Source organism: Dyella japonica DSM 16301 (assembly GCF_001010355.1).
Lineage (GTDB): Bacteria > Pseudomonadota > Gammaproteobacteria > Xanthomonadales > Rhodanobacteraceae > Dyella > Dyella japonica.
The window spans coordinates 1-23,897 of the sequence record NZ_JPLA01000061.1 but is presented as its reverse complement, the minus strand read 5'-3'; the positions used below and the strand labels follow the sequence as shown (position 1 = coordinate 23,897).

Annotated in this window: 27 protein-coding genes; 17 read left to right on the top strand and 10 right to left on the bottom strand. The window is 64.9% G+C overall.

The window, feature by feature from the left end; all coding sequences use genetic code 11:
- Window positions 1-23: 23 nt before the first annotated feature.
- Window positions 24-740, top strand: coding sequence for a DUF3108 domain-containing protein (locus tag Y882_RS17690; RefSeq protein ID WP_046973281.1), 717 nt, complete (start codon window positions 24-26; stop codon window positions 738-740).
- 127 nt (window positions 741-867) lie between these two features.
- Here Y882_RS17690 and murA read toward each other — a convergent pair whose 3' ends face one another.
- Together murA and Y882_RS17680 are read right to left on the bottom strand one after the other, a co-directional pair.
- Window positions 868-2,127, bottom strand: coding sequence for a UDP-N-acetylglucosamine 1-carboxyvinyltransferase (murA, locus tag Y882_RS17685; protein WP_046973280.1), 1,260 nt, complete (start codon window positions 2,125-2,127; stop codon window positions 868-870).
- Between the two features lie 43 nt (window positions 2,128-2,170).
- A complete protein-coding gene (locus Y882_RS17680) occupies window positions 2,171-2,410 on the bottom strand; it encodes a BolA family protein (RefSeq protein WP_046973279.1) in 240 nt (79 codons plus the stop codon).
- Window positions 2,411-2,664: 254 nt separating this feature from the next.
- Between Y882_RS17680 and Y882_RS17675 the strand changes: the two genes are divergently transcribed.
- The 12 genes from Y882_RS17675 (at window position 2,665) to ptsP (ending at window position 12,984) form a co-directional block, all read left to right on the top strand.
- Window positions 2,665-3,675 (top strand): KpsF/GutQ family sugar-phosphate isomerase, encoded by a 1,011-nt coding sequence (locus tag Y882_RS17675; RefSeq protein WP_046973278.1) that lies wholly within the window; start codon window positions 2,665-2,667, stop codon window positions 3,673-3,675.
- A 101-nt stretch (window positions 3,676-3,776) separates the two neighbouring features.
- A complete protein-coding gene (locus tag Y882_RS17670) occupies window positions 3,777-4,316 on the top strand; it encodes a KdsC family phosphatase (RefSeq protein ID WP_046973277.1) in 540 nt (179 codons plus the stop codon).
- Window positions 4,313-4,981, top strand: coding sequence for an LPS export ABC transporter periplasmic protein LptC (gene lptC, locus Y882_RS17665; protein WP_046973276.1), 669 nt, complete (start codon window positions 4,313-4,315; stop codon window positions 4,979-4,981). The genes Y882_RS17670 and lptC overlap by 4 nt, the downstream gene beginning before the upstream one ends.
- Window positions 4,872-5,486, top strand: a complete 615-nt coding sequence (gene lptA / locus Y882_RS17660) for a lipopolysaccharide transport periplasmic protein LptA (protein WP_046973275.1) — start codon at window positions 4,872-4,874, stop codon at window positions 5,484-5,486. Before lptC ends, lptA begins: the two co-directional genes overlap by 110 nt.
- Window positions 5,486-6,205, top strand: coding sequence for an LPS export ABC transporter ATP-binding protein (gene lptB / locus Y882_RS17655; protein ID WP_046973274.1), 720 nt, complete (start codon window positions 5,486-5,488; stop codon window positions 6,203-6,205). The genes lptA and lptB overlap by 1 nt, the downstream gene beginning before the upstream one ends.
- Window positions 6,206-6,328: 123 nt before the next feature.
- A complete protein-coding gene (locus Y882_RS17650) occupies window positions 6,329-7,807 on the top strand; it encodes an RNA polymerase factor sigma-54 (protein ID WP_046973273.1) in 1,479 nt (492 codons plus the stop codon).
- 292 nt (window positions 7,808-8,099) lie between these two features.
- The gene (gene hpf / locus Y882_RS17645; RefSeq protein WP_046973272.1) at window positions 8,100-8,423 is read left to right on the top strand and encodes a ribosome hibernation-promoting factor, HPF/YfiA family; all 324 of its coding nucleotides are present in this window, start codon (window positions 8,100-8,102) and stop codon (window positions 8,421-8,423) included.
- Window positions 8,424-8,552: 129 nt separating this feature from the next.
- The gene (hprK, locus tag Y882_RS17640) at window positions 8,553-9,503 is read left to right on the top strand and encodes an HPr(Ser) kinase/phosphatase (RefSeq protein WP_211259211.1); all 951 of its coding nucleotides are present in this window, start codon (window positions 8,553-8,555) and stop codon (window positions 9,501-9,503) included.
- A gap of 3 nt (window positions 9,504-9,506) precedes the next feature.
- Window positions 9,507-10,400: an RNase adapter RapZ gene (gene rapZ / locus Y882_RS17635; protein ID WP_046973270.1), complete on the top strand. Its 894-nt coding sequence runs from the start codon at window positions 9,507-9,509 to the stop codon at window positions 10,398-10,400.
- Window positions 10,401-10,443: 43 nt separating this feature from the next.
- Window positions 10,444-10,836, top strand: coding sequence for a PTS sugar transporter subunit IIA (locus Y882_RS17630; RefSeq protein ID WP_046973269.1), 393 nt, complete (start codon window positions 10,444-10,446; stop codon window positions 10,834-10,836).
- Window positions 10,829-11,098, top strand: a complete 270-nt coding sequence (locus tag Y882_RS17625) for an HPr family phosphocarrier protein (protein ID WP_046973268.1) — start codon at window positions 10,829-10,831, stop codon at window positions 11,096-11,098. Before Y882_RS17630 ends, Y882_RS17625 begins: the two co-directional genes overlap by 8 nt.
- A gap of 155 nt (window positions 11,099-11,253) precedes the next feature.
- Complete coding sequence (ptsP, locus tag Y882_RS17620) at window positions 11,254-12,984, top strand: phosphoenolpyruvate--protein phosphotransferase (protein WP_046973267.1); 1,731 nt, start codon at window positions 11,254-11,256, stop codon at window positions 12,982-12,984.
- A 107-nt stretch (window positions 12,985-13,091) separates the two neighbouring features.
- On the opposite strand, the gene Y882_RS17615 is transcribed toward ptsP, so the two are convergent.
- Complete coding sequence (locus Y882_RS17615; protein ID WP_046973266.1) at window positions 13,092-13,970, bottom strand: LysR family transcriptional regulator; 879 nt, start codon at window positions 13,968-13,970, stop codon at window positions 13,092-13,094.
- Window positions 13,971-14,056: 86 nt separating this feature from the next.
- Between Y882_RS17615 and Y882_RS17610 the strand changes: the two genes are divergently transcribed.
- Both Y882_RS17610 and Y882_RS17605 read left to right on the top strand, forming a co-directional pair.
- Window positions 14,057-15,076 carry a YeiH family protein gene (locus Y882_RS17610; protein WP_046973265.1) on the top strand — a complete coding sequence of 340 codons (1,020 nt, stop codon included), beginning with the start codon at window positions 14,057-14,059 and terminating at the stop codon, window positions 15,074-15,076.
- A 53-nt stretch (window positions 15,077-15,129) separates the two neighbouring features.
- Complete coding sequence (locus Y882_RS17605) at window positions 15,130-15,561, top strand: GFA family protein (RefSeq protein WP_156171570.1); 432 nt, start codon at window positions 15,130-15,132, stop codon at window positions 15,559-15,561.
- Here Y882_RS17605 and Y882_RS17600 read toward each other — a convergent pair whose 3' ends face one another.
- Together Y882_RS17600 and Y882_RS17595 are read right to left on the bottom strand one after the other, a co-directional pair.
- The gene (locus tag Y882_RS17600) at window positions 15,562-15,969 is read right to left on the bottom strand and encodes a DUF302 domain-containing protein (RefSeq protein WP_046973263.1); all 408 of its coding nucleotides are present in this window, start codon (window positions 15,967-15,969) and stop codon (window positions 15,562-15,564) included.
- Window positions 15,970-16,093: 124 nt separating this feature from the next.
- Window positions 16,094-16,840, bottom strand: a complete 747-nt coding sequence (locus Y882_RS17595; protein WP_046973262.1) for a glucose 1-dehydrogenase — start codon at window positions 16,838-16,840, stop codon at window positions 16,094-16,096.
- Between the two features lie 113 nt (window positions 16,841-16,953).
- Between Y882_RS17595 and Y882_RS17590 the strand changes: the two genes are divergently transcribed.
- Window positions 16,954-17,322, top strand: coding sequence for an ArsR/SmtB family transcription factor (locus Y882_RS17590; RefSeq protein WP_046973261.1), 369 nt, complete (start codon window positions 16,954-16,956; stop codon window positions 17,320-17,322).
- A 42-nt stretch (window positions 17,323-17,364) separates the two neighbouring features.
- Here the strand turns inward: Y882_RS17590 and tsaB are convergent, their stop codons facing one another.
- The 4 genes from tsaB to yoaA form a co-directional block, all read right to left on the bottom strand.
- Window positions 17,365-18,054 (bottom strand): tRNA (adenosine(37)-N6)-threonylcarbamoyltransferase complex dimerization subunit type 1 TsaB, encoded by a 690-nt coding sequence (tsaB, locus tag Y882_RS17585; RefSeq protein ID WP_046973260.1) that lies wholly within the window; start codon window positions 18,052-18,054, stop codon window positions 17,365-17,367.
- Entirely contained in the window at window positions 18,051-19,394 is a 1,344-nt protein-coding gene (gene creD / locus Y882_RS17580) for a cell envelope integrity protein CreD (RefSeq protein ID WP_046973259.1), read from the bottom strand. Before creD ends, tsaB begins: the two co-directional genes overlap by 4 nt.
- Before the next feature lie 171 nt (window positions 19,395-19,565).
- Entirely contained in the window at window positions 19,566-19,934 is a 369-nt protein-coding gene (locus Y882_RS17575; protein ID WP_046973258.1) for a VOC family protein, read from the bottom strand.
- Window positions 19,935-20,098: 164 nt separating this feature from the next.
- Complete coding sequence (gene yoaA, locus Y882_RS17570) at window positions 20,099-22,027, bottom strand: DNA repair helicase YoaA (protein WP_046973257.1); 1,929 nt, start codon at window positions 22,025-22,027, stop codon at window positions 20,099-20,101.
- A gap of 75 nt (window positions 22,028-22,102) precedes the next feature.
- On the opposite strand from yoaA, the gene Y882_RS17565 reads away from it, so the two are divergent.
- Entirely contained in the window at window positions 22,103-22,480 is a 378-nt protein-coding gene (locus tag Y882_RS17565; RefSeq protein ID WP_046973256.1) for a VOC family protein, read from the top strand.
- A 63-nt stretch (window positions 22,481-22,543) separates the two neighbouring features.
- On the opposite strand, the gene Y882_RS17560 is transcribed toward Y882_RS17565, so the two are convergent.
- Window positions 22,544-23,897, bottom strand: a 1,354-nt coding sequence (locus Y882_RS17560; RefSeq protein WP_046973255.1) for a TonB-dependent receptor domain-containing protein, incomplete at its 5' end; no start/stop codon positions are given.

Genomic DNA, 23,897 nt, shown 5'->3' with positions numbered 1-23,897 from the left:
ACGGCCCGTAGACTGAGGTCCCCATGACCTCATCCCACTCCCTCCGCACGTTCGCAGCCGGTCTCGCGCTGGCCCTTTCCACGACGGCCGCGTTTGCGGCGGCACCGGCCCCGACCCCGTTCACCGCGACCTACCAGGTCTCGCAAGGTGGCCAGGTGATCGGTGAGGCGGTGGTCTCGCTCAAGCCCGCCGGCAATGGCCAGTGGGTGTACAGCAACCAGATCAAGGGCACCGGCGGCATCGCCGCGGCGCTGGGCGCCAACTCCAATGAAACCACCACGTTCCGCTGGAACAACGGTGCGCCGGAAACCGTCAGCTACGACTACAAGATGGACGCAGGGTTCAAGAACAAGCAGCGCCACACCGACGTGAACTGGACCAGCGGCCAGGTGACGGTGGACGAAGGCAAGGGACCGATGACCTACCCCAGCGCACCAGGCATGGTCGATCGCAACACCACCTCGTACGCACTCGGCCTCGCCCTCCGCGCTGGCAAGCAGTCGGTGTCGCTGCCGGTCGCCGTGAAGCGCAATGTCGAGACCCAGGAATTCAAGGTCGCCGGCAAGGAAGCGGTGAAGGTGCCTGCCGGCAGTTTCCAGGCCGAACGCGTGGTGCGCAGCAGCGACCAGAACAGCTTCAACGCCTGGTATGCCCCGCAGAAATATCCGGTGCCGGTGAAGCTGTCGCAGAGCGATGGCGGCAATCTGGAATTGCAGCTGGTGAGCTTTAAGGGGCAGTAGTGAGTGAATAGAAGAGAGGAGTGAGAGAAACCACTCTCAGGCCATAGCCTTCTTCACTTGCCCGCGCTGTCAGGAGAAGTGAGAGAAACCACTCTCACTTCTCACTCCTCTTCCCTCACTCCTGCCCTTACGACGGCAGTCGACGAATCTTCGCCCCAAGCACGCCGAGCTTTTCCTCGATGTTCTCGTAACCACGATCGATGTGATACACGCGGTCCACCGTGGTGTCGCCCTCGGCCACCAGGCCGGCGAGCACCAGGCAAGCGGATGCACGCAGGTCGGTCGCCATGATCGGCGCGCCGCTCATCTTTTCCACGCCCTTGATGATGGCCGTATTGCCTTCCAGGCGGATATCCGCCCCGAGGCGCTGCAGCTCGAGCGCGTGCATGAAGCGATTCTCGAACACCGTCTCGGTGATCACGCCCACGCCCTCGGCCACGCAGTTGAGCGCGGTGAACTGCGCCTGCATGTCGGTGGGGAACGCCGGGTACGGCGCGGTGGTGATGTTCACGGCCTTGGGACGACGGCCCTGCATGTCCAGCTCGATCCAGTCCGGACCGGTGGAAATATGCGCGCCGGCTTCTTCCAGCTTGGACAGCACCGCGTCCAGCGTATCGGCACGGGCGTTGCGCGCGCGCACCTTGCCGCCGGTCATGGCCGCGCCCACCAGGAAGGTGCCGGTTTCGATGCGATCGGGCAGCACTTCGTACTCGGCGCCGTGCAGGCGTTCCACGCCGTGGATGACCAGAGTGGAAGTGCCGGCGCCTTCGATCTGCGCGCCCATGGCGATCAGGCAGTGCGCCAGGTCGACCACTTCCGGTTCCTGCGCGGCGTTCTCGATCACGGTGGTGCCCTGCGCGAGCGCGGCGGCCATCATGATGTTCTCGGTGCCGGTCACGGTGACCATGTCCATCGAGATGCGCGCGCCCTTCAGGCGCTTGGCCTTGGCCTTGATGTAGCCGTTCTCCACGACCACTTCGGCGCCCAGCGCCTGCAGGCCGCGGATGTGCTGGTCGACCGGACGCGAGCCGATCGCGCAGCCGCCCGGCAGCGACACTTCCGCTTCGCCGAAGCGGGCCACCAGCGGGCCCAGCACCAGGATCGAGGCGCGCATGGTGCGCACCAGGTCATAGGGGGCGAAATGGCGGTCGGTGGTGCGCGGGTCGATATGCATCTTCATGCGGTCGTCCAGCACCAGCTGCGTGCCCATCTGGCCGAGCAGCTCGATGAAGGTCGTCACGTCGTGCAGATGCGGCACGTTGCTGATCGCCACCGGCTCGTCGGCCAGCAGGCAGGAAGCGAGAATCGGGAGTACGGCGTTCTTGGCGCCTGAAATACCCACCTCACCGTGGAGCGGCTCGCCGCCACTGATCAGGATCTTGGCCATGAAAAGTCCTTGCGAATGAATGTCTCGGGAGTGCAGCGCAGCCTCAACGGCGCGCAGCGACTTCCGCGGGGGTCAGCGTCTTGAGGGCCAGCGCGTGGATCGCACCGCCCATGAGATCGCCAAGCGTGGCGTAAACAAGGCGGTGCCGCGCCAGCGGGAGCTTGCCGGCGAACTGTTCCGCCACCACTTGGGCTTCGAAGTGCACGCCGTCGTCGCCACTGACGGAAGCCTGAGCACCGGGCAGGCCTTGTTCGATCATTGCCTGGATGGTGGCAGCGTCCATGGTTTTTCCACTTGCTTGATGGGGGTCAGCGCCGCCGATCCGGTCAGGAACCGAACCCAATGGCAGCGACTATGACGTTAAAATGCGAATATGCCATGTTAATGGAAAACCTCTGTCGCAGAAACGACACGTGCTATCGGCGCCTTCTGAATTGAGCCGCCGATCACCCACAACCTATTGATACACCGTAGTTTCCCGTCTACTGATGCCCATTCAGGGTTATGTCGGGAAACCGCAGGACTTTTCGAGGACGCATGAACGCCTACGTCGCCCCAGCCAACCCGCTTGCGATCAACGCCGACGCCATTGTGCAAAGCGCGCGCACCGTGATCGCCACCGAGGCGGCGACCATCCGCGCCCTGGAGCCGCGCATCGGCCCTGAATTCGTGGAAGCCTGCCGGCTCATCATGAGCTGCGCGGGCCGCGTGGTGGTCACCGGCATGGGCAAGTCGGGCCACGTGGCCCGCAAGATCGCCGCCACGCTGGCCTCCACCGGCACGCCCGCGTTCTTCGTGCATCCGGGTGAAGCCAGCCACGGCGACCTGGGCATGATCCTGCCGCAGGACATCGTGCTGGCCTTGTCCAACTCGGGCGAAACCGACGAGGTGCTGTTCATCCTGCCGGTGATCAAGCGCCAGGGCATTCCCTTGATTGCGATCACGGGCAACGCGAATTCGTCGCTGGCCGACCAGGCCAATGTGCATCTGGACGCCAGTATCGCCGCCGAAGCCTGCCCGCTGGGTCTGGCGCCGACAGCCAGCACCACCGCCGCCCTGGTCATGGGCGATGCGCTGGCGATCGCACTGCTGGAGGCGCGCGGTTTCACCTCCGAAGACTTTGCCCGCTCCCATCCCGCGGGCAGCCTCGGCCGTCGCCTGCTGCTGCACATCAGCGATGTGATGCACACCGGCGAAGGCATTCCTGCCGTACCGCCGAACGCCTCGCTGACCCAGGCCCTGATGGAAATGACGCGCAAGCACCTGGGCATGACCGCCGTGGTCGACGCCGATCACCACCTGCTCGGCGTGTTCACCGACGGCGACCTGCGCCGAGCGCTGGACGACGACGACCTGGACCTGCGCGGCGCCACCGTCGCCGAGCTGATGACCCGCGGCCCCAAGACCATCGGCGCGGACAAGCTGGCCATCGAGGCCGCCCAGTTGATGGAAAAGCACCAGATTCACGCGCTGCTGGTGGTCAACGACAAGCAGCAGGTGGTGGGAGCGCTTAACATTCACGATCTGCTCCGCGCCCGTGTGGTCTGATCGAAAGGCTCGGCTGATATCCATACTCGCGTGCACCGTCTGCGCCCAACGGCGTTTGACGGTATCGCCACCCCGCCCTTTTGCCGACTCCGACGACTCCCATGTATCTGGCTGACCTCCCCGCCGACGTGCTTGACCGTGCCGCCAAGATCCGCCTCGTCGTGTTCGATGTGGACGGCACCCTGACGGACGGCCGCCTGTGGTACGCCGAAGACGGCCGTGAAACCAAGGTCTTCCACGTGCATGACGGCCTGGGCCTGAAACTGCTGATGGGCCACGGCGTGCAGGTCGCGATCATTTCCGCCCGTATCAGCCACCCGGTGGCGCTGCGCGCGGAGGAACTGGACATCGCTCACGTCTACCAGGGCCAGGGCGACAAGCGCGCCTGCCTCGAGCAGTTGCTGGAAGCGCTGAACCTGGCGCCGGAACAGGCGGCCTTCGTCGGCGACGACCTGCCGGATCTGCCCGCCATGGCCATCGCCGGCCTGGCCGTCGCGGTGGCCAACGCCCATCCCTGGGTGGCTGAGCGTTCGCATTGGCGCACCCGCCTGGGTGGCGGCCAGGGCGCGGCCCGCGAGGTCTGCGACCTGATCCTGCATGCGCAGGGCAAGAGCGACGCCGAGCGGGAGCGCTGGCAGTGAGCCTGCGATCCTATCTGCGCGACCGGGGCCTCCCGGTGGCGATCGTGCTGATCGGCCTGGCCACCGGCGGCGCGCAGCTGCTGTACTGGGCGCTGGCGCCCGCGCCCAAGGTCAGCGAGTTCGTCGGACCGCCGCGTTCGGGCTATACGCTGACCAACTTCCAGCTGTGGTCCTATGACGTGGACGGCCTGCCGAGCTTCGAGATGGTCGCCCCGCACCTGGAGCGCCGCGAGAACGACGAGTCGCTGTACATCAACACGCCCGATTTCACCCTGCCCTCCAACGAGGCCGGCGTGCCGCCCTGGCTGGGCAAGTCGCTGTACGCCTGGGTCGACAAAAGCGGCACCCTGCTCAAGCTGCAGGGCCCGGTCTATATGCACCGGGCGGCCTTTGCCCTGACGGATGCGGCCGAAATGCACACCTCCGACGTCACCGCCTGGCCAAAAGAAAACCGAATGGTGACGGATGCCCCAGCGCATATGAAGCAAGGCGCACGTACACTTAACGGGGTGGGCATGCGTGCCAACCTCAACACCAATCATCTGGAGCTGTTCGATGAAGTCACCGGCTCGTTTCCGCCGCGACCCAAGAAGTCTCAAGCTGCACCTCGCCCTGCTGGGCCTGGGACTGCTCATCCTGCAGCCGGCGCTGGCCAAGCAGGATGACCGCAATCAGCCGATGAACTTCTCGTCCAAGTCCATGGACGGGTTCAACGCGCCCAACACGGTCACCACCCTCACCGGCAATGTCGTGGCCACCCAGGGCACGATGAAGCTGACCGGCGCCGTGGCCAAGCTGTACCTGGATGCCGACACCCAGGTCGCACGTGCCGTCGTGACCGGCAACCTGGCCCATATCGAGCAGCTCGACGACGCCGGCAACCTGATGCAGGGCGACGCCTTGCAGCTGGACTACGACAACATCAACGGCATTGCCGTGCTCACCGGCAACGCCGTGGTGCGCCAGCAGGGTCGCGGTGAGTTTCATGGCGACAAGCTGGTCTACAACACGCAGACCTCGCTGATCACCGGTGAAGCGGCCGGCGATGGCCTGGTGCACGGTGTGATCCTGCCCAAGCAGAAGCCCGCGGGGGCTCCGGCTCCGGCCGCCACGCCGCCGAAGCCGGGCACGCCGCCGCAACCGGCCACGAAACCGGCCGAGGGCCACTGATGCTGTCTGCTGAAGGTCTGCAAAAAAGCTTCAAGGCGCGCCAGGTCGTGCGCGACTTTGCGTTTTCCATCCGCGAAGGCGAGGTGGTGGGTCTGCTCGGCCCCAACGGCGCCGGCAAGACCACCTGCTTCTACATGGTGGTCGGCCTGATCGAAGCCGACGCCGGCACCATCAAGCTGGACAAGCAGGACATCACCGGCCTGCCGATGCACCAGCGCGCCAAGCTCGGCATCGGTTATCTGCCGCAGGAAGCCTCGGTGTTCCGTCGCCTGACCGTGGCCGACAACATCATGGCCGTGCTGGAACTGCGCGAAGGCTGGGACGAAAAGCGTCGCACCAACGAGCTGGAAAGCCTGCTGGACGAGCTCAAGATCGCGCATATCGCCGACCAGAAAGGCATCAGCCTGTCCGGTGGCGAACGCCGTCGCGTGGAAATTGCACGCGCACTGGCCGCGCATCCGCGTTACATGCTGCTGGACGAACCCTTCGCAGGCGTTGACCCCATTTCGGTGGGCGAAATCCAGCGCATCGTGCGCCATCTGAAGGAACGCGGCATCGGCGTGCTGATCACCGACCACAATGTGCGCGAGACGCTGGGCATCTGCGACCGTGCGTATATTCTCAATGATGGCGAAGTGCTTTCGCGCGGAACGCCAGCACATATTCTCGCCGACGAGAAGGTCCGCGAAGTCTACCTGGGTCGCGAATTCCGCCTGTAACGACTGCGGAACAGCCGACCGTCAGGGCTAAATCTGAGGTAGTACGCGAATTCGCCTTCGACCTATGGCCGACCCGGGAGGCAAGAGTTAGGATGACCTTCACGTTCATCCTGACCGGCTGGCATGAAACCCGGACTGCAGTTTCGCCTCAATCAGCAGCTCACGCTGACACCACAGTTGCAGCAGGCCATCCGCCTCCTGCAGCTGTCGCAGCTTGAGCTTGAGGCCGAGCTGCGTCAGATCGCCGAAAGCAATCCCCTGCTCGAGTTCGCCGACGACAATCCCGACAATCTCGAGGGTGACGAACGCGAGTCCGAGCCGCCGATGGATGCGATCCCGGTCAGCTCGTCCAGCTCCAGCAGCAGCAGCGATACCGTCGATGACGCCGAAGCGCCCGAATGGGGCGATGTGGAGCGTGACGGCGGCAGCGACGATCCGGTCGACTTCTCGCTCAGCGGCGCCTCCTCGCGCAACAACAACGCCGACGAAGACGGCTTCGAGCCGCAGAGCGCCGCGCAGGAAACACTGCAGGAACATCTGCTGTGGCAGCTCAACCTGACGCATATGAGCGCGCGCGATCGCACCATCGCCACGGTGCTGATCGACGCGCTCAATCCGGACGGCTATCTCACCGAAAGCATGGAGTCGCTGATCGCGGCCCTGCCCACCGACATCAGGGCGACCGAAGCGGAAGTGGAGTATGTGCGCCACATGCTGCAGCGCTTCGATCCCACCGGCGTGGCCAGCGTCGACTTGCGCGACTGCCTGCGCGTACAGCTCGAGCAGTTTGATGCGGACACGCCGCAGCGCGAACTGGCGCTGCGCATCGTCGATACCGAACTGGAGCTGCTCGCGCGCAACGACATCGCACGCCTCGCGCGCAAGCTGCGCGTGAGTGAAGACGATACCGCCGCCGCAGCTGTGTTGATCCGCAGCCTCGATCCTCGCCCGGGCGCCGCGCTCGATGTCACGCCGGTCGAATATGTCGCGCCCGATGTCTATGCACGCAAGGACGTGGGTCGCTGGCGGGTCAGTCTCAATCCCGATTGCCAGCCGCGGCTGGGACTCAACCAGCACTACTGCGGCCTGATCGCCCAGGCCCGCGGCACCGACGCCAGTTGGATGCGCGGACAGCTGCAGGAGGCGCGCTGGCTCATCAAGAGCCTGGAATCGCGCGCTGAGACGCTGCTGAAGGTGGCCGAGGCCATCGTGCGCCGGCAGAGCGCCTTCCTCGATTACGGCCCCGAAGCCATGCATCCCCTGGTGCTGCGCGAAGTGGCCGAGGAAGTGGGCATGCACGAATCGACCATTTCACGTGTAACTACCCGCAAATACATCCATACGCCGCGGGGCACGTTCGAACTCAAGCATTTCTTCTCCAGCGGCGTGTCCACCGAAGACGGTGGCAGCGCGTCGGCCACCGCCATCCAGGCCATGCTGCGCAAGCTGGTCGATGCCGAGGACCCGCGCAAGCCGCTGTCCGACCAGGCCATCGCGGAGGAGCTGCATCGCAAGGGCATTCAGGTTGCCCGACGCACCGTCGCCAAATACCGCGAAGCCATGCGCATTCCCAGCTCCAGCGAGCGCCAGCGCGCTGGCTGAACGAGTTTGCCCGCGTCTGCGGCAAAGCGCCTCGGGAACTTGGCGGCAAAAAAGGCGTCCCCATACTCATAGGTAAGTCGATAACGACGGGAAAGCTGTCATGTCTGAGGCGTGAAGGTCTTTCTAACGCACAGGCAACTTCAGAGGTGCATAGTGACTATCCCGACTTGGTGAGGAGGCCGGAGGAAAACCTTCGCAATACCGGAGTTTTCAAAGGTGTGTCGGCCACGACATAAGCGACCGGCGCATCGATTCCAGCCGCGTCTGCGGCAAGTACCAGAGGAGGCGCAACATGCAAGTTCAACTCAGCGGTCAGCAGATTGAAGTCACCCCGGCCCTTCGGGATCACGTGAACAACCGGCTTGACCGCCTCACCCGCCTCGATGAGCGCATTCTCAGCCTGAGCATCGTTCTCTCCGTGAACAAACTGCAGCAGCGCGCCGAGGGCACGCTCAATGTCACGGGCAGCACCCTGCACGCCGAAGCGCTTGAGAATGACATGTACGTCTCCATCGACGTGCTCTTCGACAAGCTGGTGACCCAGTTGCGCAAGCACCGCGAGAAGATCTGCGACAAACATCAGCGCGCCGCCCGCGAGGAGCGCCTGTACGGCTGATCTCCGCCAGGCCCGCCCGGCTCCGGGCGGGCCTTTCGCCTCACTCCCTGCTCGTCCAAGGCGTTTGCCGGTGTGAACTGGCACAATATCCGTGTGGCCGCCCTCTTCCGGCGGCGCAAAGGACAAGGCTTGGACCGGCTCTCCGCCCGACAACTCTATGACAGCGTTCACGAGCGCATGGCTTTGCGCTGGGTGTCCGGCATGCGTGGCGAATCGCGCGTGCTCGAGCAGGCCGCGACGACCACGCGCCGCCCCTCGCTGATCGGCTACCTCAACGTCATCTATCCGAACAAGATCCAGATCATCGGCACCGAGGAGCTGAACTACCTCGACGGCCTCGAATCGCGCCAGCGCTGGGAAGCGATCAACAAGATCGCCGCCTATCAGCCGGTGGCGATGATCGTGACCAAGGATCAGGCCATCCCCACCGACCTGCGCGAAGTGGCGGAGGAAACCAATACGCCGCTGTGGATCAGCTCCAAGCGCGGCCACGAGCTGCTGACCTGGATGCAGTACCACCTGGCGCGCATGCTGGCGCCCAAGGTCACCTTGCATGGCGTGTTCCTGGAAGTGTTTTCGATCGGCGTGCTGATCACCGGCGAATCGGGCTCGGGCAAAAGCGAGCTGGCGCTGGAACTGATCAGCCGCGGCCATCGACTGGTCGCCGACGACGCCACCGAGTTCACCCTGATCGCGCCGGACGTGATCGACGGCACCTGCCCCGAGCTGCTGCAGGACCTGCTGGAAGTGCGCGGCCTGGGCGTGCTGAATGTGCGCGAGATGTTCGGTCACACCGCGGTCAAGCCATCCAAATACCTTCGCCTGGTCGTGCACCTGAAACCGCTGCGCGAGGGGGAAGACACCGATGGACTCACGCGCCTCACCGGCGATATCGGCCACCGCGAAATCTTTGAGGTGCCGGTGCCGATGATCACCATCCCGGTGGCCCCCGGCCGCAACCTTGCGGTGCTGGTGGAGGCCGCCGTGCGCAACCACGTGCTCAAGAGCAAGGGCATCGACCCGGCACAGACCTTCATCGACCGCCAGGCGCACCAGATGCGCCGGCTGCCTCCGTGGTGACCCATGAGCGACACGACAACCGCTAGCGCCCCTCCCGATGCGATCAACCTGATCGTGCTCACCGGCATGTCCGGTGGCGGCAAGACGGTCGCCCTGCGCGCGCTGGAAGACCTCGATTTCTACTGCGTCGACAACCTGCCCACCGCCCTGCTGCCCCAGCTGGTGGCGGCGGTGAGCCGCAACGTGGAAGGCAAGCGTCGCCACGTCGCCGTGGGCGTGGACGTGCGCAATCCCGGCGAAGACCTCAAGCGCATGCCGGCGATCCTCTCGGAGCTGGCCGCCGCGGGCGTGAAGGCGCACCTGATCTTCTTGGATTGCCGCGACGATGTGCTGATCAAGCGCTATTCGGAAACGCGCCGCCGTCACCCGCTGTCGTGGCAAGGCCTGTCGCTGGCCGATGCGATCGCCGAAGAGCGTCGCGTGCTGCGCCCGCTCTCGGCCATCGCCGACAAGGTGATCGATTCGAGCGAACTGAACGTGCATCAGCTGCGCCGCCTGTTCGCCGCCGGCTATGCGGAAGCCACCGAAGGCCTCACCCTGATGTTCCAGTCGTTCGCCTTCCGCCGCGGCCTGCCGCTGGATGCGGACTTCGTGTTCGATGCGCGCTGCCTGCCGAACCCGCACTGGGATCCCACGCTGCGCCCACTGTCGGGCAAGGATGCCGCCGTGAGCGCCTACCTGGATGCGCAGCCCATGGTCGCCGAGTACTACGCCGACACGGCGCGCTGGCTCGATACCTGGCTGCCGCGCTTCGAGGCGGACGACCGCAGCTACGTCACCATCGCCATCGGCTGCACCGGCGGTCGACACCGTTCGGTGTATCTGGTGGAAAAGCTTGCCGCCCACTACCGCGCGCTACGCAATGGCGTGCTTACCTTCCATCGCGAACTCGAGTGATAGCCATGCTGAGCATCCTTGCACTGCGGATCGGCACGCCGTCATGAGCGTCGGTGTGCTGTTGATGACGCACGAGGCGGTCGGCCAGGCGCTGATCTCCGCCGCCCACCACGTGCTGCCCAAATTGCCCCTGCGGGTGGAAGCGGCCGAGGTCCCGCCGCAGTCCGATCCGGATGTGATGCGCACGCTCACGGCCAAGCATGCGCGGGAACTGGACGAAGGCGACGGCGTGCTGGTGCTGGCCGACCTGTACGGCGCCACGCCGTGCAATATCGGCTTGTCGCTGGGTGCGCTGGGCGTGCGCTTGCGCTGCGTGTCGGGCCTGAACCTGCCGATGCTGCTGCGCGTACTCAATTACGCAGAAAAACCGTTGGACGAGCTGGCGGAAATCGCCGCCAGTGGTGGCCGCGGAGGGATCTTCATCGACCATGCTTGAACGCGACATTGTAGTTTCGAACAAACTGGGCCTGCATGCCCGCGCCTCCGCCAAGCTGGTGCAGCTGGTGCAAGGCTTCAAATCCACCGTGTGGCTGATCAGCAAGGGCCGCGAGGTGAATGCACAAAGCATCATGGGCGTGATGATGCTGGCCGCCGGCATCGGCACGCCGCTTACCGTTCGCGCCGATGGTCCGGATGAAGCGTCCGCCATCGACGCCGTGGTCGCCCTGTTCGACCGCAAGTTCGACGAAGGAGCCTGAGTGCGCAAAAAGATCGCCCGCGACTGCCGAGCTGAGGCCGTATTCACGGCCCGGTGGGCTGCGTCGTGCGATCTTTCTTATCCAGCATTCGACACGTTGGCCGGATGCCGACGTCGCGCACGGCCGGACTGGCCGTTACACCATGGAAGGCACGCATGAGACAGGTACTGGCAGGCACCACGGCAGCAAAAGGCATGGCGCTTGGCCGTGCCCGCCTGGTGCAGCCCAGTCGCTACCTGGTGGACACCCGTCCGCTCAATGAAGACGAAGTGGAGAGCGAACTCGCCCGCCTGCATCGCGCACTCGATACCGCGCGGCAGGAATTGCGCGAGCTGCGGGGCAAGCTGCATGGCGCGCTCGCCCGCGAAGTGAACGAATTCATCGATGCGCACAGCCTGCTGCTCGATGACCCCGAACTGCTGCGCGGCCTGGACGATCTCGTCCGCATCGGCCACTACCGTCCCGGCGCGGCGCTGAAGAAGCAGCGCGATCGCCTCGCGGCCGTGTTCGAGGCGATGGACGATCCCTACCTGCGTTCGCGCAAGGAAGACGTCGACCAGGTGATCGGTCGCGTGATCTCCGCCCTGCAGCGCCAGACCAGTCGCGAAGAACGCAAGCTGGCCGCGCGCGTGGGCGAAATCCTGATCGCCGACACCATCGCCCCGGCCGACATGGCGCACCTGGCCGGCTCCGGTCTGCTCGGCGTGGTGGCCAGTTCCGGCAGCCCGTATTCGCACAGCGCGATCCTTGCGCGCAGCCTCGACCTGCCGATGCTGGTGGGCGCGCGCGATGCGCTGTCGACCATCCACGATGACGACCTGATCCTGCTCGACGCCGAGCGTGGCGAGGCCGTGGTGCATCCCACCGCACAGGATCTGGCCCATTACCGCGCCTGGCAGCGCGAAGCGGCGGCCGAAGGTCGTCGCCTCGCCACGCTGGCGAACGCGCCCACGCGCACGCGCGACGGCGTCGACATCCGCCTGTTCGCCAACGCAGAGATGCCGGCCGACATCGCCATGGCGCGCGCACGCGGCGCCGACGGCGTGGGCCTGTATCGCACCGAATTCCTGTTCCTGCGCCAGAAGGGACTACCCACCGAAGACGAGCAGTTCATCGCCTATCGCGATCTGGTGCTCGGCATGGGCGGCTTGCCGGTCACCATCCGCACGCTCGATCTGGGCGCGGACAAGGCCGACGCCGCGGGACTCGTCCTGCGCGGCGAAGACAACCCTGCGCTGGGTGTGCGCGGCGTGCGCTTGTCGCTGCGTTATCCGGCGGTGTTCTCCACGCAGATTCGCGCCATCCTGCGCGCGGCGTGCTACGGGCCGGTGCGCGTGCTGGTGCCGATGGTGACGCAGCCCGATGAGCTGATTGCGGTGCGCACGCTGTTCAAGCTGGCTCGCCAGGAGCTCAAGCGCGAGAACATCGACCTGCCGGAAAAACTGCAGCTGGGCGCGATGATCGAAGTGCCGGCGGCCGCCATCAATGTGCGCGCCCTGCTCGAGCACGCCGACTTCCTGGCCATCGGCACCAACGATCTGGCGCAGTACGTGCTCGCCGCCGATCGCGGCAACGATGCGCTGGACAACATCTACAACCCGCTGCAGCCGGCGCTGCTGCGTCTGCTCGCCTATGTGATCACCGAAGGCCGCCGCGCGAAAAAGGGCGTGAGCCTGTGCGGCGAAATTGGCGGCGATGCGAATTTCACCGGTCTGCTGCTGGCCCTGGGACTGTGCGAATTCAGCATGCATCCCAGTCAGCTGCTGCATGTACGCGACCGCCTGGCTTCGCTCGACCACGCCGCCCTGCGCGCGCATGCGCCGCGCATTCTGCGTTCGCGCACGCATGAGGAAGCTGAGGCGTTGCTGGCTAGCATTACTGGTTAACCCGACCGCCGAACCGCTCTTTTGTGGGAGCGCACCCTGTGCGCGACTCACGGTCGCCTCAGGCCAGTCGCGCACAGGGTGCGCTCCCACAATTTTCATCGAGGTGATTAACCAGCGCTGGCCAGAAACGCCTCGATCAACGCCCCGCGATAACGCTGCCGATGCAACAGCAACGACAGCTTGCGATGTAGATCCAGGAACGGCGTGCGCAGGACTTTGAGCCGCCCCGCGGCCACTGCATCGATGATGGCCACTTCGGGAATACACGCGATGCCAAGACCGGCGATCACCGCCTGCTTAATCGCTTCGGCCTGATCCAGTTCCAGCACGGTTTCGCCGGGCGGCAGGCTGGCCAGCGCGCGCTCGCTCAGGCTGCGCGTGGCCGAGCCTGGTTCGCGCAGCACCCAGCGCATGCCGGCGAAATCCTCCGGCTCCAGGCGCCGTTTGCGTGCCAGCGGATGATCGGGCGAGGCGCACACCACCAGCGCGTCGTCGCGCCACGGCCGCACTTCCAATGAGGGATGGGCCACCGGCCCTTCGACGCAGCCCAGCTCCAGGCCATGATCGAGCATGGACGCCACGATTTCAGACGTGTTGGACACGCGCAGCCGGACCGAGACATGCGGATGGGCGCGCACGAACGCGCCAAGCAATTCGCCCACGCGGTAGTTGCCCACCGTATTGCTCGCGCCCACGCGCAGTTCGCCACCCAGCTCGTCGACGCGGCCGCTGCCCAGGCGTCCGAATTCCGCATAGCGCTCCAGCAGTTCCTGCGCCAGCGGCAGCAATTCCCGTCCACGCGTGTTGAGGCGCAGTCGGCCGCGCTCGCGGGCGAACACGGCGGCATCAAGCTGCCGTTCCATCTCCGCCAACGCCATGCTCGCCGCCGGCTGGGTGAGGTGCAGCATCTCGGCCGCCGCACGCACGCTGCCGAGGCGTGCGATCTGCACGAACACCTCCAGCTGGCGCGGACTGATATTGATCATCAGTTCATCTTATAACAGCCATCAATAATTCAAAGTTTTTCTGATGGACGGCGAGGCGGAAAATGCCGCCATTGCAGGAGAACCGCATGAACGCCACCGTCGCCATACCCACCACGCCCACGCCTTCCCGCCTTCCCGGTCTGCTGCTGTCGGTGGTGATCGCCCTGGTCGCGTTGGGGCTGGGCAAGCTGGCGCCGCTGATCGGCGGCCCGGTGTTCGGCATCGTGCTGGGCATCCTGGTGCGCAATACGCTGGCACCGGGCGGCAGTTACACCCCCGGCATCCAGTTCGCCGGCAAGCAGGTGTTGCAGTGGTCGATCATCGCGCTGGGCTTTGGCTTGAGCCTCAATCAGGTGGCGAAGACGGGATTGGAGTCGCTCTCGGTCACGCTGGTGACGATGACGGTCGCCTTTCTCACCGCGTGGGGCCTGGGCCGGCTGCTGAAGGTCGACGACAAGCTCAAGATCCTGATCGGCGTGGGCACGGCAATCTGTGGCGGCTCGGCGATTGCCGCGGTGACGCCGATCATCAAGCCGGACGAGCACGACACCGCATTCGCCATCTCCACCATCTTCCTGTTCAACCTGGTCGCGGTGCTGTTGTTCCCGCTGCTGGGGCACCTGCTGCACCTGTCGGACTTGGGCTTTGGCCTGTGGGCGGGCACGGCCATCAATGACACGTCCTCGGTGGTCGCGGCGGGTTACAGCTTCAGCAAGCAGGCCGGCGATTACGCCACCATCGTCAAGCTCACCCGCGCCACCCTGATCATTCCGATCTGCCTGATCCTCGCCTTCGCCACCGCGTGGAGGCAGAAGAAGCAGGGCGCCACGGATTTCAGCCTCGCGCGCATCTTCCCCTGGTTCATCCTGTGGTTCCTGGTCGCCTCCGCCATTCGCACGGCGGGCCTGGTACCGGTGGCGATCCAGCCGGCGCTGCATCTGGCGGCTGAGTTCCTGATCATCGTGGCACTGACGGCCATTGGCCTCTCGGCGAATCTGCGCAAGATGGCCTCCACCGGCGCGCGCCCGATCCTGCTGGGGCTGGGCGTATGGGCGGCGGTGGCGGTGAGCAGTCTGGTCGTGCAGTTGGCGATCGGGCAGCTGTAAGCGCGGCGATCGTTTACGCTTGGCGCTCAATGTCATGTCGATGGGACGCCGCCATGCAGCTCCAGGGCCAGTGCCACTGCGGAAATATTGCCTACACGCTCAACTGGGAACCAGATCCCGTCGAAATACCCGCGCGTGCCTGCGATTGCACGTTCTGCACCAAGCATGGCGCCGTTTGGACGTCCAATCCAGATGGCGAGCTGCGCGTCACCATCGGCGATTCTGAACTACTGAATCGTTACGCGTTTGGCACCGGCACGGCCGCGTTCCATATCTGCCGGCAATGCGGCGCGGTCCCGCTGGTGACCTGCACGGTGGATGGCCAGGTCTACGCCGTGGTCAACGTCAACACGATCGACAATCTCGACCCTGGCTTGCTGCAGCATCGGGCAGCGAGTTTCAGCGAAGAAGACCTGGGCACCAAGCTCGCGCGGCGACAGTCCAACTGGATCGCCAACGTCAGCTTTGTCGAACGCAACGCCTGATCAGGCAGAAGGCTTCAGCGCCAGCGATTTGAGGATGGCCAACGGCCCCGCCAGATTTCCGGCAAGCGCTTCCGGTAAGCGGTAGCGCCCGAGAATGTACTCCGGCGTGTTGCAAGCAATCCAGGTTGCACCGTGGCCGTCATCCCACACCAGCGCCTTCAGCGGAAGATCCAGTCCCACCACCGGCTCCAACTGCATCAGTGGCGTACCGCCCTTGGGATTGCCGAACAGCAGCATTTGCTCCGCACGCATGGTGAGGCCGGCGCGCGCCGCATCGCCACTGAAGTCGATCAGCGCGAATACCGTTGCGCCGTGCGATTCCACCGCCTCCCGAAGCTTGGCGATGGTGGTGGGCACATCGAACGCCGACTGGAATTGAAGGATCCCGTTGTTGCTCTGGCTGGACATCCGGATGCCTCGTTACGGGTGAAATAGCGAAGCATTTTCAGCCCATGCGCGTTAATCCGACGCATGCAAAAAAAAACGCACCCCGGCCCACACCGGGGTGCGTCATACAGCCAAGCGCGATGGATCAGCGCATGCCGCCGCCGGCGTAGAGCTGCTCGCCGGTGAGCCAGTAGGAGTCGTTGGAAGCCAGGAAGGTCACGATGGAAGCGATGTCGTCCGGCTGGCCGATGCGGCCCAGCGGGGTCTGCGCGATGGCACCCTGGTGGAAGTCCGAACCGATGAAGCCGGCGGTATGCGTGCCCTCGGTTTCCACCATGCCCGGATTCACCGCATTGACGCGGATGTTGCGCGGGCCCAGTTCACGGGACAGCACGCCGGTGATCGCGTCCACGGCGCCCTTGGTGCCCGTGTAGACCGCGCTCTCGGCCGGCACGATGCGCGACACCAGCGAGCCGATGTTGATGATGCTGCCGCCGTCCTTCATATGGCGCGCCGCGGCCTGCGTGGTCAGCAACAGGCCAAGCACGTTGACGTTGAACTGCTTGTGGAAGTGTTCTTCGGTGATGGCATCCAGCGCGCCAAATTCGTAGACGCCCGAGTTGTTCACCAGGATGTCCAGGCGACCGAAGTTGGACACGGCGGCGTCGGCCAGGCCCTTGGCGTCAGCTGCCTTGGAAACGTCGCCACCCACGGCCACGGCCTTGCCGCCCGCCTTGGTGATCTCGGCAACCACGGCATCGGCGCCGGCCTTGCTGGAGGCGTAGTTCACGACCACGGAAGCGCCTTCGGCGGCGAGCGCCTTGGCGATGGCGGCACCAATGCCCTTGGATGCGCCGGTAACGACAGCCACTTTACCTTTGAGCTTGCTCATGACGGATACCTGTTCAGGTTTGTGAGGAATAAGGGGCTGGAACGACACTCTGTTCCATAGTTCGTAACATACGAACTTAAGAACTACATTTCAAGTGCTGCTAAAATGAGCACATGAGGCCCCTGACCCACCCATCCATTGACGATGTCACCGTCGAAGGCATCCTGCATGCCCTCTCCGATCCGGTGCGCGCCACCATATATTGGCAACTGTCCTGTGCGGACAGCGCGAACAGCTGCTCGGTGTTCCTCAAGCTGGAAGACCGCTGCATCCCCAAATCCACGCTGTCACAGCATTTTCGTGCGCTGCGCGAAGCCGGCCTGATACGCAGCGAACGTCGCGGCGTGGAGATGCTCAACACCACCCGCTGCGCGGAGATCGAGGAACGTTTTCCGGGATTGCTGCCGGCGATCAAGCATGCCCAGAGCATCCAGTGCGCCGCGCGCAAGCAAGATGCTGCGCCCAAGCTCGTTGTTGGCTGAAGGCGCGCGCGACGGCTGAATCAGCCGCCGCGGGGAACAAGCTCAAGCCTTGCCCTGCTCCACCAAGGTGAGCGCCACCTTGTCGCGCAGATACACCGGCAAGGCGTGTTCCGGCGCGCCGGCACGGCCGGCAGAAAACTCGCGCGCAGCGAGCTCCGCCACATGGCGAGCCTGCGGATAGCGTGAGCCCTCCGCGGAACGCAGTTCGCCGGTGAGATGCGGACGCAGCACGTCCGCATAAGTCGTCCAACCGGTGCCGACCACGTGCCATGCCGGCGATGGCGACAGGCTCAGCGCGGCGGGCATGCAGACGCGTTCCTCATCAAGCTCGATGAGCCCGCCGTTGTCGTCGCGCCGATAGCTGGCGGCGTAGATCTCGCCCATGCGCGCGTCGATCACGGCAAGGATGGTGGCATCGTCCTCAGGAGCTTCCAGCGCCAGCGCGGCCAGCGATGACACCGTCACCACCGGCACGTCCAGCGCCAGCGCCATGCCTTGTGCGAGCGAAATGCCCAGGCGCACGCCGGTGAAGGCGCCCGGTCCGCGGCCAACGGCGATCACATCGAGCGCGTGCCGTCCCAGGCCAGCCTCGGCGAGCAGCGCGTCGGCCATGGGCAGCACCAACTCGGCGTGACGACGCGGAGCGAGTTCGCTGCGGGCAACCACTTCGTCGCCGTGGATCAGGGCGACGGAGCAGGCTTCGGTGGAGGTTTCGATGGCTAGCAGATTCATGGCTGCTCCATGATAGCCGGGCCGGCTGCTGCAGGCATGCTGGCATACCAGTCGATGCGGCGGGTCAGGTACATCAGCAGGGCCACGGTGAGCACCAGGACGATCGCGCCGATCAGCAAGGCGTATTCCTCGGCGGCGAGCACCACATAGAGCATGGCGTAAACCAGGGCGAGTGAACCGCCCAGCAACAGCCCCGCACGGCGCGCACCAAGCACCGCCATGGCATAGCCGCCCACGATCGCCACCACCGCGCCCGCTGCCACCGCATAGGCGAGTCCAAAGCCGATCTGCTCGGACAAGGCCAGCAGCAGCACATAGAACGCGGTCAGCGCCGCGCCCACCAGCAGGTATTGCACCGGATGCACGCGCAGGCGCTTGAGCACCTCGAACAGGAAGAACGCCACGAAGGTCATCGTGATGAACAGCAGTCCGTATTTCCCGGCACGCACGTTGCGCTGATAGACATCCACCGGCTGGAACAGCGCCACGCCGAAGGCCGCATCGTGCACGGCGCTGTCGACGCGTGTATCACTCGTATGCCACGACTGGCCGAATTTGCGGTTGAGATCCAGCATATGCCAGCGCGCCGAGAAGCCCTGTGCATTCACCGTGCGCTCCAGCGGCAATGCAGCCCCGATGAAACTCGGATCAGGCCATGGCGCATGCATCGTGACATCGGTGGTGCGCGCCAATGGCAGCAACTGCAGCGACTGCGTCCCCGCCAGCTTCAGCTTCACCGAAAACGCGATCGGCTGACCGTTCAGCGCTTCCAGATCAAGCGGCACAACCACCGTGGAGGACGCGCCTGCCAGGGTCGCCGCCGATGATGCGAAGCGCTGCGGCTTGCCATTGACCAGCAATTCGGTGACTTCCTGCAAGCCGCGAAGATCGCCCACGGCCAAGCGCAATTCCGCCTTGCCATCCTGCCAGGCGGCGCTGTCCATCTGCCGCTGCTGTGCGATGTCTTCGGCGGTGAAGTTCCCGTGCAACTCGACCGTGGAGGCGAACACGGGCGCTTCGTAGATGCCGTAGCGGCGCTTGTCCACCGTCATGCCGATGCTCATGTCGGCAGTGTCGGGAAGCACCAGCGTGGTATCGCCCATATCGCGCGGCTCGCCGGCGACGGGGGCGACTTTCTGTTGTGTCGGCACGGCAAGCACGAGGCCGCCCACTACCTGCTCACCACCCCAGCCCTGGGCGATCTGATCGATCGCTGCCTGCCGCATGCCCTGGCGCTCTTCCACCAGCGACTGCACCTTCCACAACGGCAGCAACATCAGCAGCGCCAGCAGACCCACGCCCAGCACCTTCGCCGTCCAACCCTTCATCCAGTGTCCCATGGCTCCATCCTTAGTTTCGGAGCCTTCAGGAAAACAAACCTCTGAGGTAGACGGCGGGCGCATCGCTGCCGACTCGCGCGCAACTTATGACAGAACGATGGCGATGCTCGCGACCACTCTAGTCCGCCACGACGCGGCGACCGCGGCACACCTATCGACGCCGGCTTGCGCTCAAGCCGGCGGCTGCCACAACTCGATGCGCGTGCCTTCCGGATCCATAATCCAGCCGAAGCGGCCGAATTCGCTCTCTTCCACCTTGTCGTCGACGGTGACGCCATCGGCGCGTAGCTGGGCGAGCAGTGCGTCCAGGTCATCCACGCGGAAGTTGATCATGTACGGCAGCGTGCTGGGCGCGAAATGCGTGGTGTCGGCCGCGAACGGGGACCAGAGCGTATAGCCCGGGCGCTCGGCGTCCTCGTTGAAGCGCGCGCCGCCCCATTTCTCCACGGGCAGTCCCAGATGTTTGGCGTACCACGCGTTCAATGCCTTGGCGTCCTGCGACTTGAAGAAGATGCCGCCGAGTCCGATGACCTTTGCCATGTTGGTGCCCTCTTCGCTGGGGGTAAGGCACCTATGATCTTGCCGGACGTGGCTGGAGGCTAGTGCCTTCCCACGGCGAGACTTCGTGGGGGCAGTCATGCTGGATACTGGGGCAAACCGATAGGCCGCGGTCGCGCACAGGGTGCGCTCCCACAAGGTCCTCGTTAGCCGGGGGAGGTGTCGCTGAAGAAGGCGGTGACCTGAGCCAGCTCCTTGGTGCGCGGCATCGGCGGAAGGCTGTTGAGGAACAGACGTCCGTAACCCTTGCTGGTCAGTCGCGGGTCGCACAGCACCAGCACGCCGCGATCATGCACGTCGCGAATCAGGCGCCCTGCCCCTTGCTTGAGCGCGATGACCGCGCTGGGCACCTGCCATCCCATGAACGGGTTGATGCCTGCCTGCTCGAGCGCTTCGAGTCGTGCCTGCAGGACCGGATCATCGGGCGAGGCGAACGGCAGCTTGTCGATCACCACCACGCTGAGCGCTTCGCCGGCGACATCCACGCCTTCCCAGAAACTGGCCGCACCCAGCAGGACCCCGTGTCCGCTCTGGCGAAACTCTTCCAGCAATCGATGCCGCGGCGCGGTGCCTTGCACGAACAGCGGCCACGGCACGCGCTCCTGCAGCAGCTCCGCGGCACGGCGCAATGCGCGATGCGAAGTGAACAGCAGAAAGGCCCGGCCATTGGATGCGTGCAACACCGGCAGCACCGTCTCGATCACGCGATCGGTGTAATCGCGCGCAGAAGGATCGGGCAGGCCGGGCGGCAAGTAACAGAGCGCCTGCCTGGGATAGTCGAACGGGCTTTCCACCTGCAGCGTCTGCGGATCTTCCAGACCGAGCTGCCGCGCAAAGTGATCGAAACTGGACGACACCGACAGCGTGGCCGAGGTGTAGATCCAGGCGGCCTGGGTTTGTTCGCGCATCGACCGCAGGGGCGCCGCCAGATCCAGCGGCGTCGCGTGCAGGGCGAAGCCGCGTGGAAACAGCTCATACCAGCGCACGTCTCGTTCGCTTTCGCGCTCGGCGATGCGATCGAGCCGCTCGCTCATCAGGGCGGCGCGCTCGTGCGCGTTGGCGAAACCGCGTGAACGTTCCGCCTGTGAGGCCAGCACGTCGGTCAGCGCCGCCAGCACGTCGCGCAGCTCATGCAGTTTGTCGCTGATCTCGCGATGGGTTTCCAGCTGATGGAACGGCCCGCGTTCTGCCAGGCCATCCATGCTCAGGCGCAGCTTGCGCACGGCGTCCTGCATGGCTTCGACTGGCTCGAGCACCAGACCGATGGCGCCCGTGATGCCATTGCATTCGCTGAGACTGTCCTGCGCCAGATCGGTGAGCTGACGCGCGCTGAGGCTCTGCGAAAAAAACTGGCCCGCCAGCTCAGGGATCTGATGTGCCTCGTCCAGGATGAACGCGCTGGCGCCAGGAAGAATCTCGCCGAAACCTTCCTGCTTGAGCGCCAGGTCGGCGAACAGCAAATGATGGTTGACCACCACCAGCTCGGCCTCCTGCGCCTCGCGCCGCGCCTTGATCACGTGGCAGTCGTCGTAGAACGGACACTCCACGCCCAGGCAGTTCTCCGGCGTGGAGGTGACGCGCGGCCACATCGGCGATTCCTCCGGCACCTCGGCCAGCTCCATGCGATCGCCGCGCCGCGTGCGCGCCGACCAGGCACGGATCGCCGCCAGCTGGGAAGCCTGGGCGCGATCAAAACTCGCACCTTCGCGCACCGTCTGATCCAGCCGATACAGACACAGGTAGTTGGAGCGGCCCTTGAGCAAGGCCGTCTTCAGGCGCACGTCCAGCACCGAGCGCATGCGCGGCAGGTCGCGGAAATACAACTGGTCCTGCAGCGCCTTGGTGCCGGTGGAGACGATGACGCGCTCGCCGGACAGCAGGGCTGGCACCAGGTACGCGAAGGTCTTGCCGGTACCTGTGCCCGCCTCGGCAATCAGTGTCTCGCGCTCGGCGATGGCGTGCTGCACCGCGCGCGCCATCGCCTGCTGGGCGGCGCGCGGGGCGAAATTGGGCAACTCGCGGGCGAACGGGCCTTCCGTGCCCAACAGCGCCGCAACATCCTCGTGATCGATCATCCCCCCAGTATCGCCGACCTCGGTCGCATCCGCGAATACTCTAGACTGTGCCCTTCGCAACCGTGGAGCCTTGCCATGTCCTCACGGATCACCGGCATCGGCCAGATCGCTGTCGTCGTCAGCGATGTCGATGCAGCGCTGTCATTCTATCGCGACATCCTCGAACTGCCCTTCCTGTTCCGCCCCGCCACCAACCTGGCGTTTCTCGATGCCGGCGGCGTGCGGCTGATGCTGTCGACGCCGCAAGGCCACGGCAGCGTGGGCGGCAACTCCATTCTCTACTTCAAGGTCCCGGACATCGAGCACAGCTTCCGCGCGCTGCTCGATCATGGGGCGGTAGGCGAACGCGAACCGCAGGCCACCGCCGAGCTCTCCGACCACACGCTGTGGCTGGCCTTCCTGCGCGATCCGGATGGGAATCTGGTGGGGTTGATGGAAGAACGCGGGCGCTAGCCGCCTTGCCCCACAACGTCGTAAAGACCCTCCGGGGTTTTCGCCCCGGAGGCAACAGGAAAACTACTTGCTCTCGCCGAAGCGATAGGTAGCCTGCAGGTAATAGGCGCGGCCGTAGACGTCGTAGTTGCTGGAGTTGTACGGCGACGTGCTGGTACCCGGGTAGCTGCTGTCGTGCGGCGGCATGCGGTTGAGCAGGTTATTCACTTGCAAGGCCAATTGCAGTGCTGGCGTGGCCTGGTAGGACACGCTGGCGTTGTAGCGTATCCATGGCGCCAGCTTGCCCGCGCCGGGGTATTCGTAACCGTAGTTGTAGGCGAGATAGTTGGGTGTCTTGCCATAGCGGTTGCCGTAGAGCGTGGCCTCCCAACCGTGCAGGCGCCAGGTTGCCGAGGCATTGAAGCGACTCTTGAAATCCGTGCTCCAGGTGGGATCGCGCAAGGTGTCCACCATGGCGTCGCCGGGATAGGGTTGATAGTCGTGCTTGAGCATGTCGTTGTATGACGCCTGCAGACTCAGGTCGCCCCAATGGCCCAGATCGACGCCGTAACGCGCATCCATCACCAGCGCCGACACTACGCGCCGCGATACGTTGACCTTGCCGCGGTAGATCGACGTGATGGCGCCGACAGTGCCGTCATCGCTTACGCTTGCGCTGCGGATCACCTGTGACAAGGCGGCCAGACAAGAGGGAGAGTTGATATCGCGCTTGCCCTGGCGGCACAGCATTTCGTCGCGCAGCAGATCATCCACGCTCTGCCCTTGCACCTCGCCCTGGATATTCCAGTGCAGCAAGTCGGCACTGAGCGAGAAGCGTTGCCATGGCGACCAGACGACGCCGTAGCTCCATGCTCTTGCTTCGATGGGTTTCAGGCTGGCATTGCCGCTTTGTGTTCCGTAGTACTGCGCGTTGCTATAACGCGCCGGACACTTGTCGATGGCGCCGCCGGTATAACCGAGTACGGCGCAGTTGTAGTAGTCGACGGCGGTGCTATAGAAGCCGCTGAGCCCCTGAAACTGATCGGCCAGCGATGGCGCCTTGAATGCCGTGCCTACCTTGCCGCGCAATAGCAGCGTCTCCCATGGACGGTACTCAAGGGAGATGTTCCAGGTGGGTTTGTCCACCTGTTGGCCAGCCACGTCGTAACTGTCGTAGCGCACTGAGGCGTCCGCTGTCAGCTGTTGCAGCAGTGGTGCGCGTGCTTCCAACGTTCCGGCGTAGCGCGAGCGATGGCCTGCCCCCTGCACCGCGGTTGTGCCCCATACACCGCCACTGAGCAGACGGGGGTCCGGCGAGTAATCCCAGCCTTGGTTGCCCGCTTCCACCACGGCGGCCACGCCCAGATCGCCGCCCGGCAAGGTGGCCAGCGTAGCGCTGGTCAACTGGGCACGCAGGAGGTTGTCCCAGGTCTTGCTG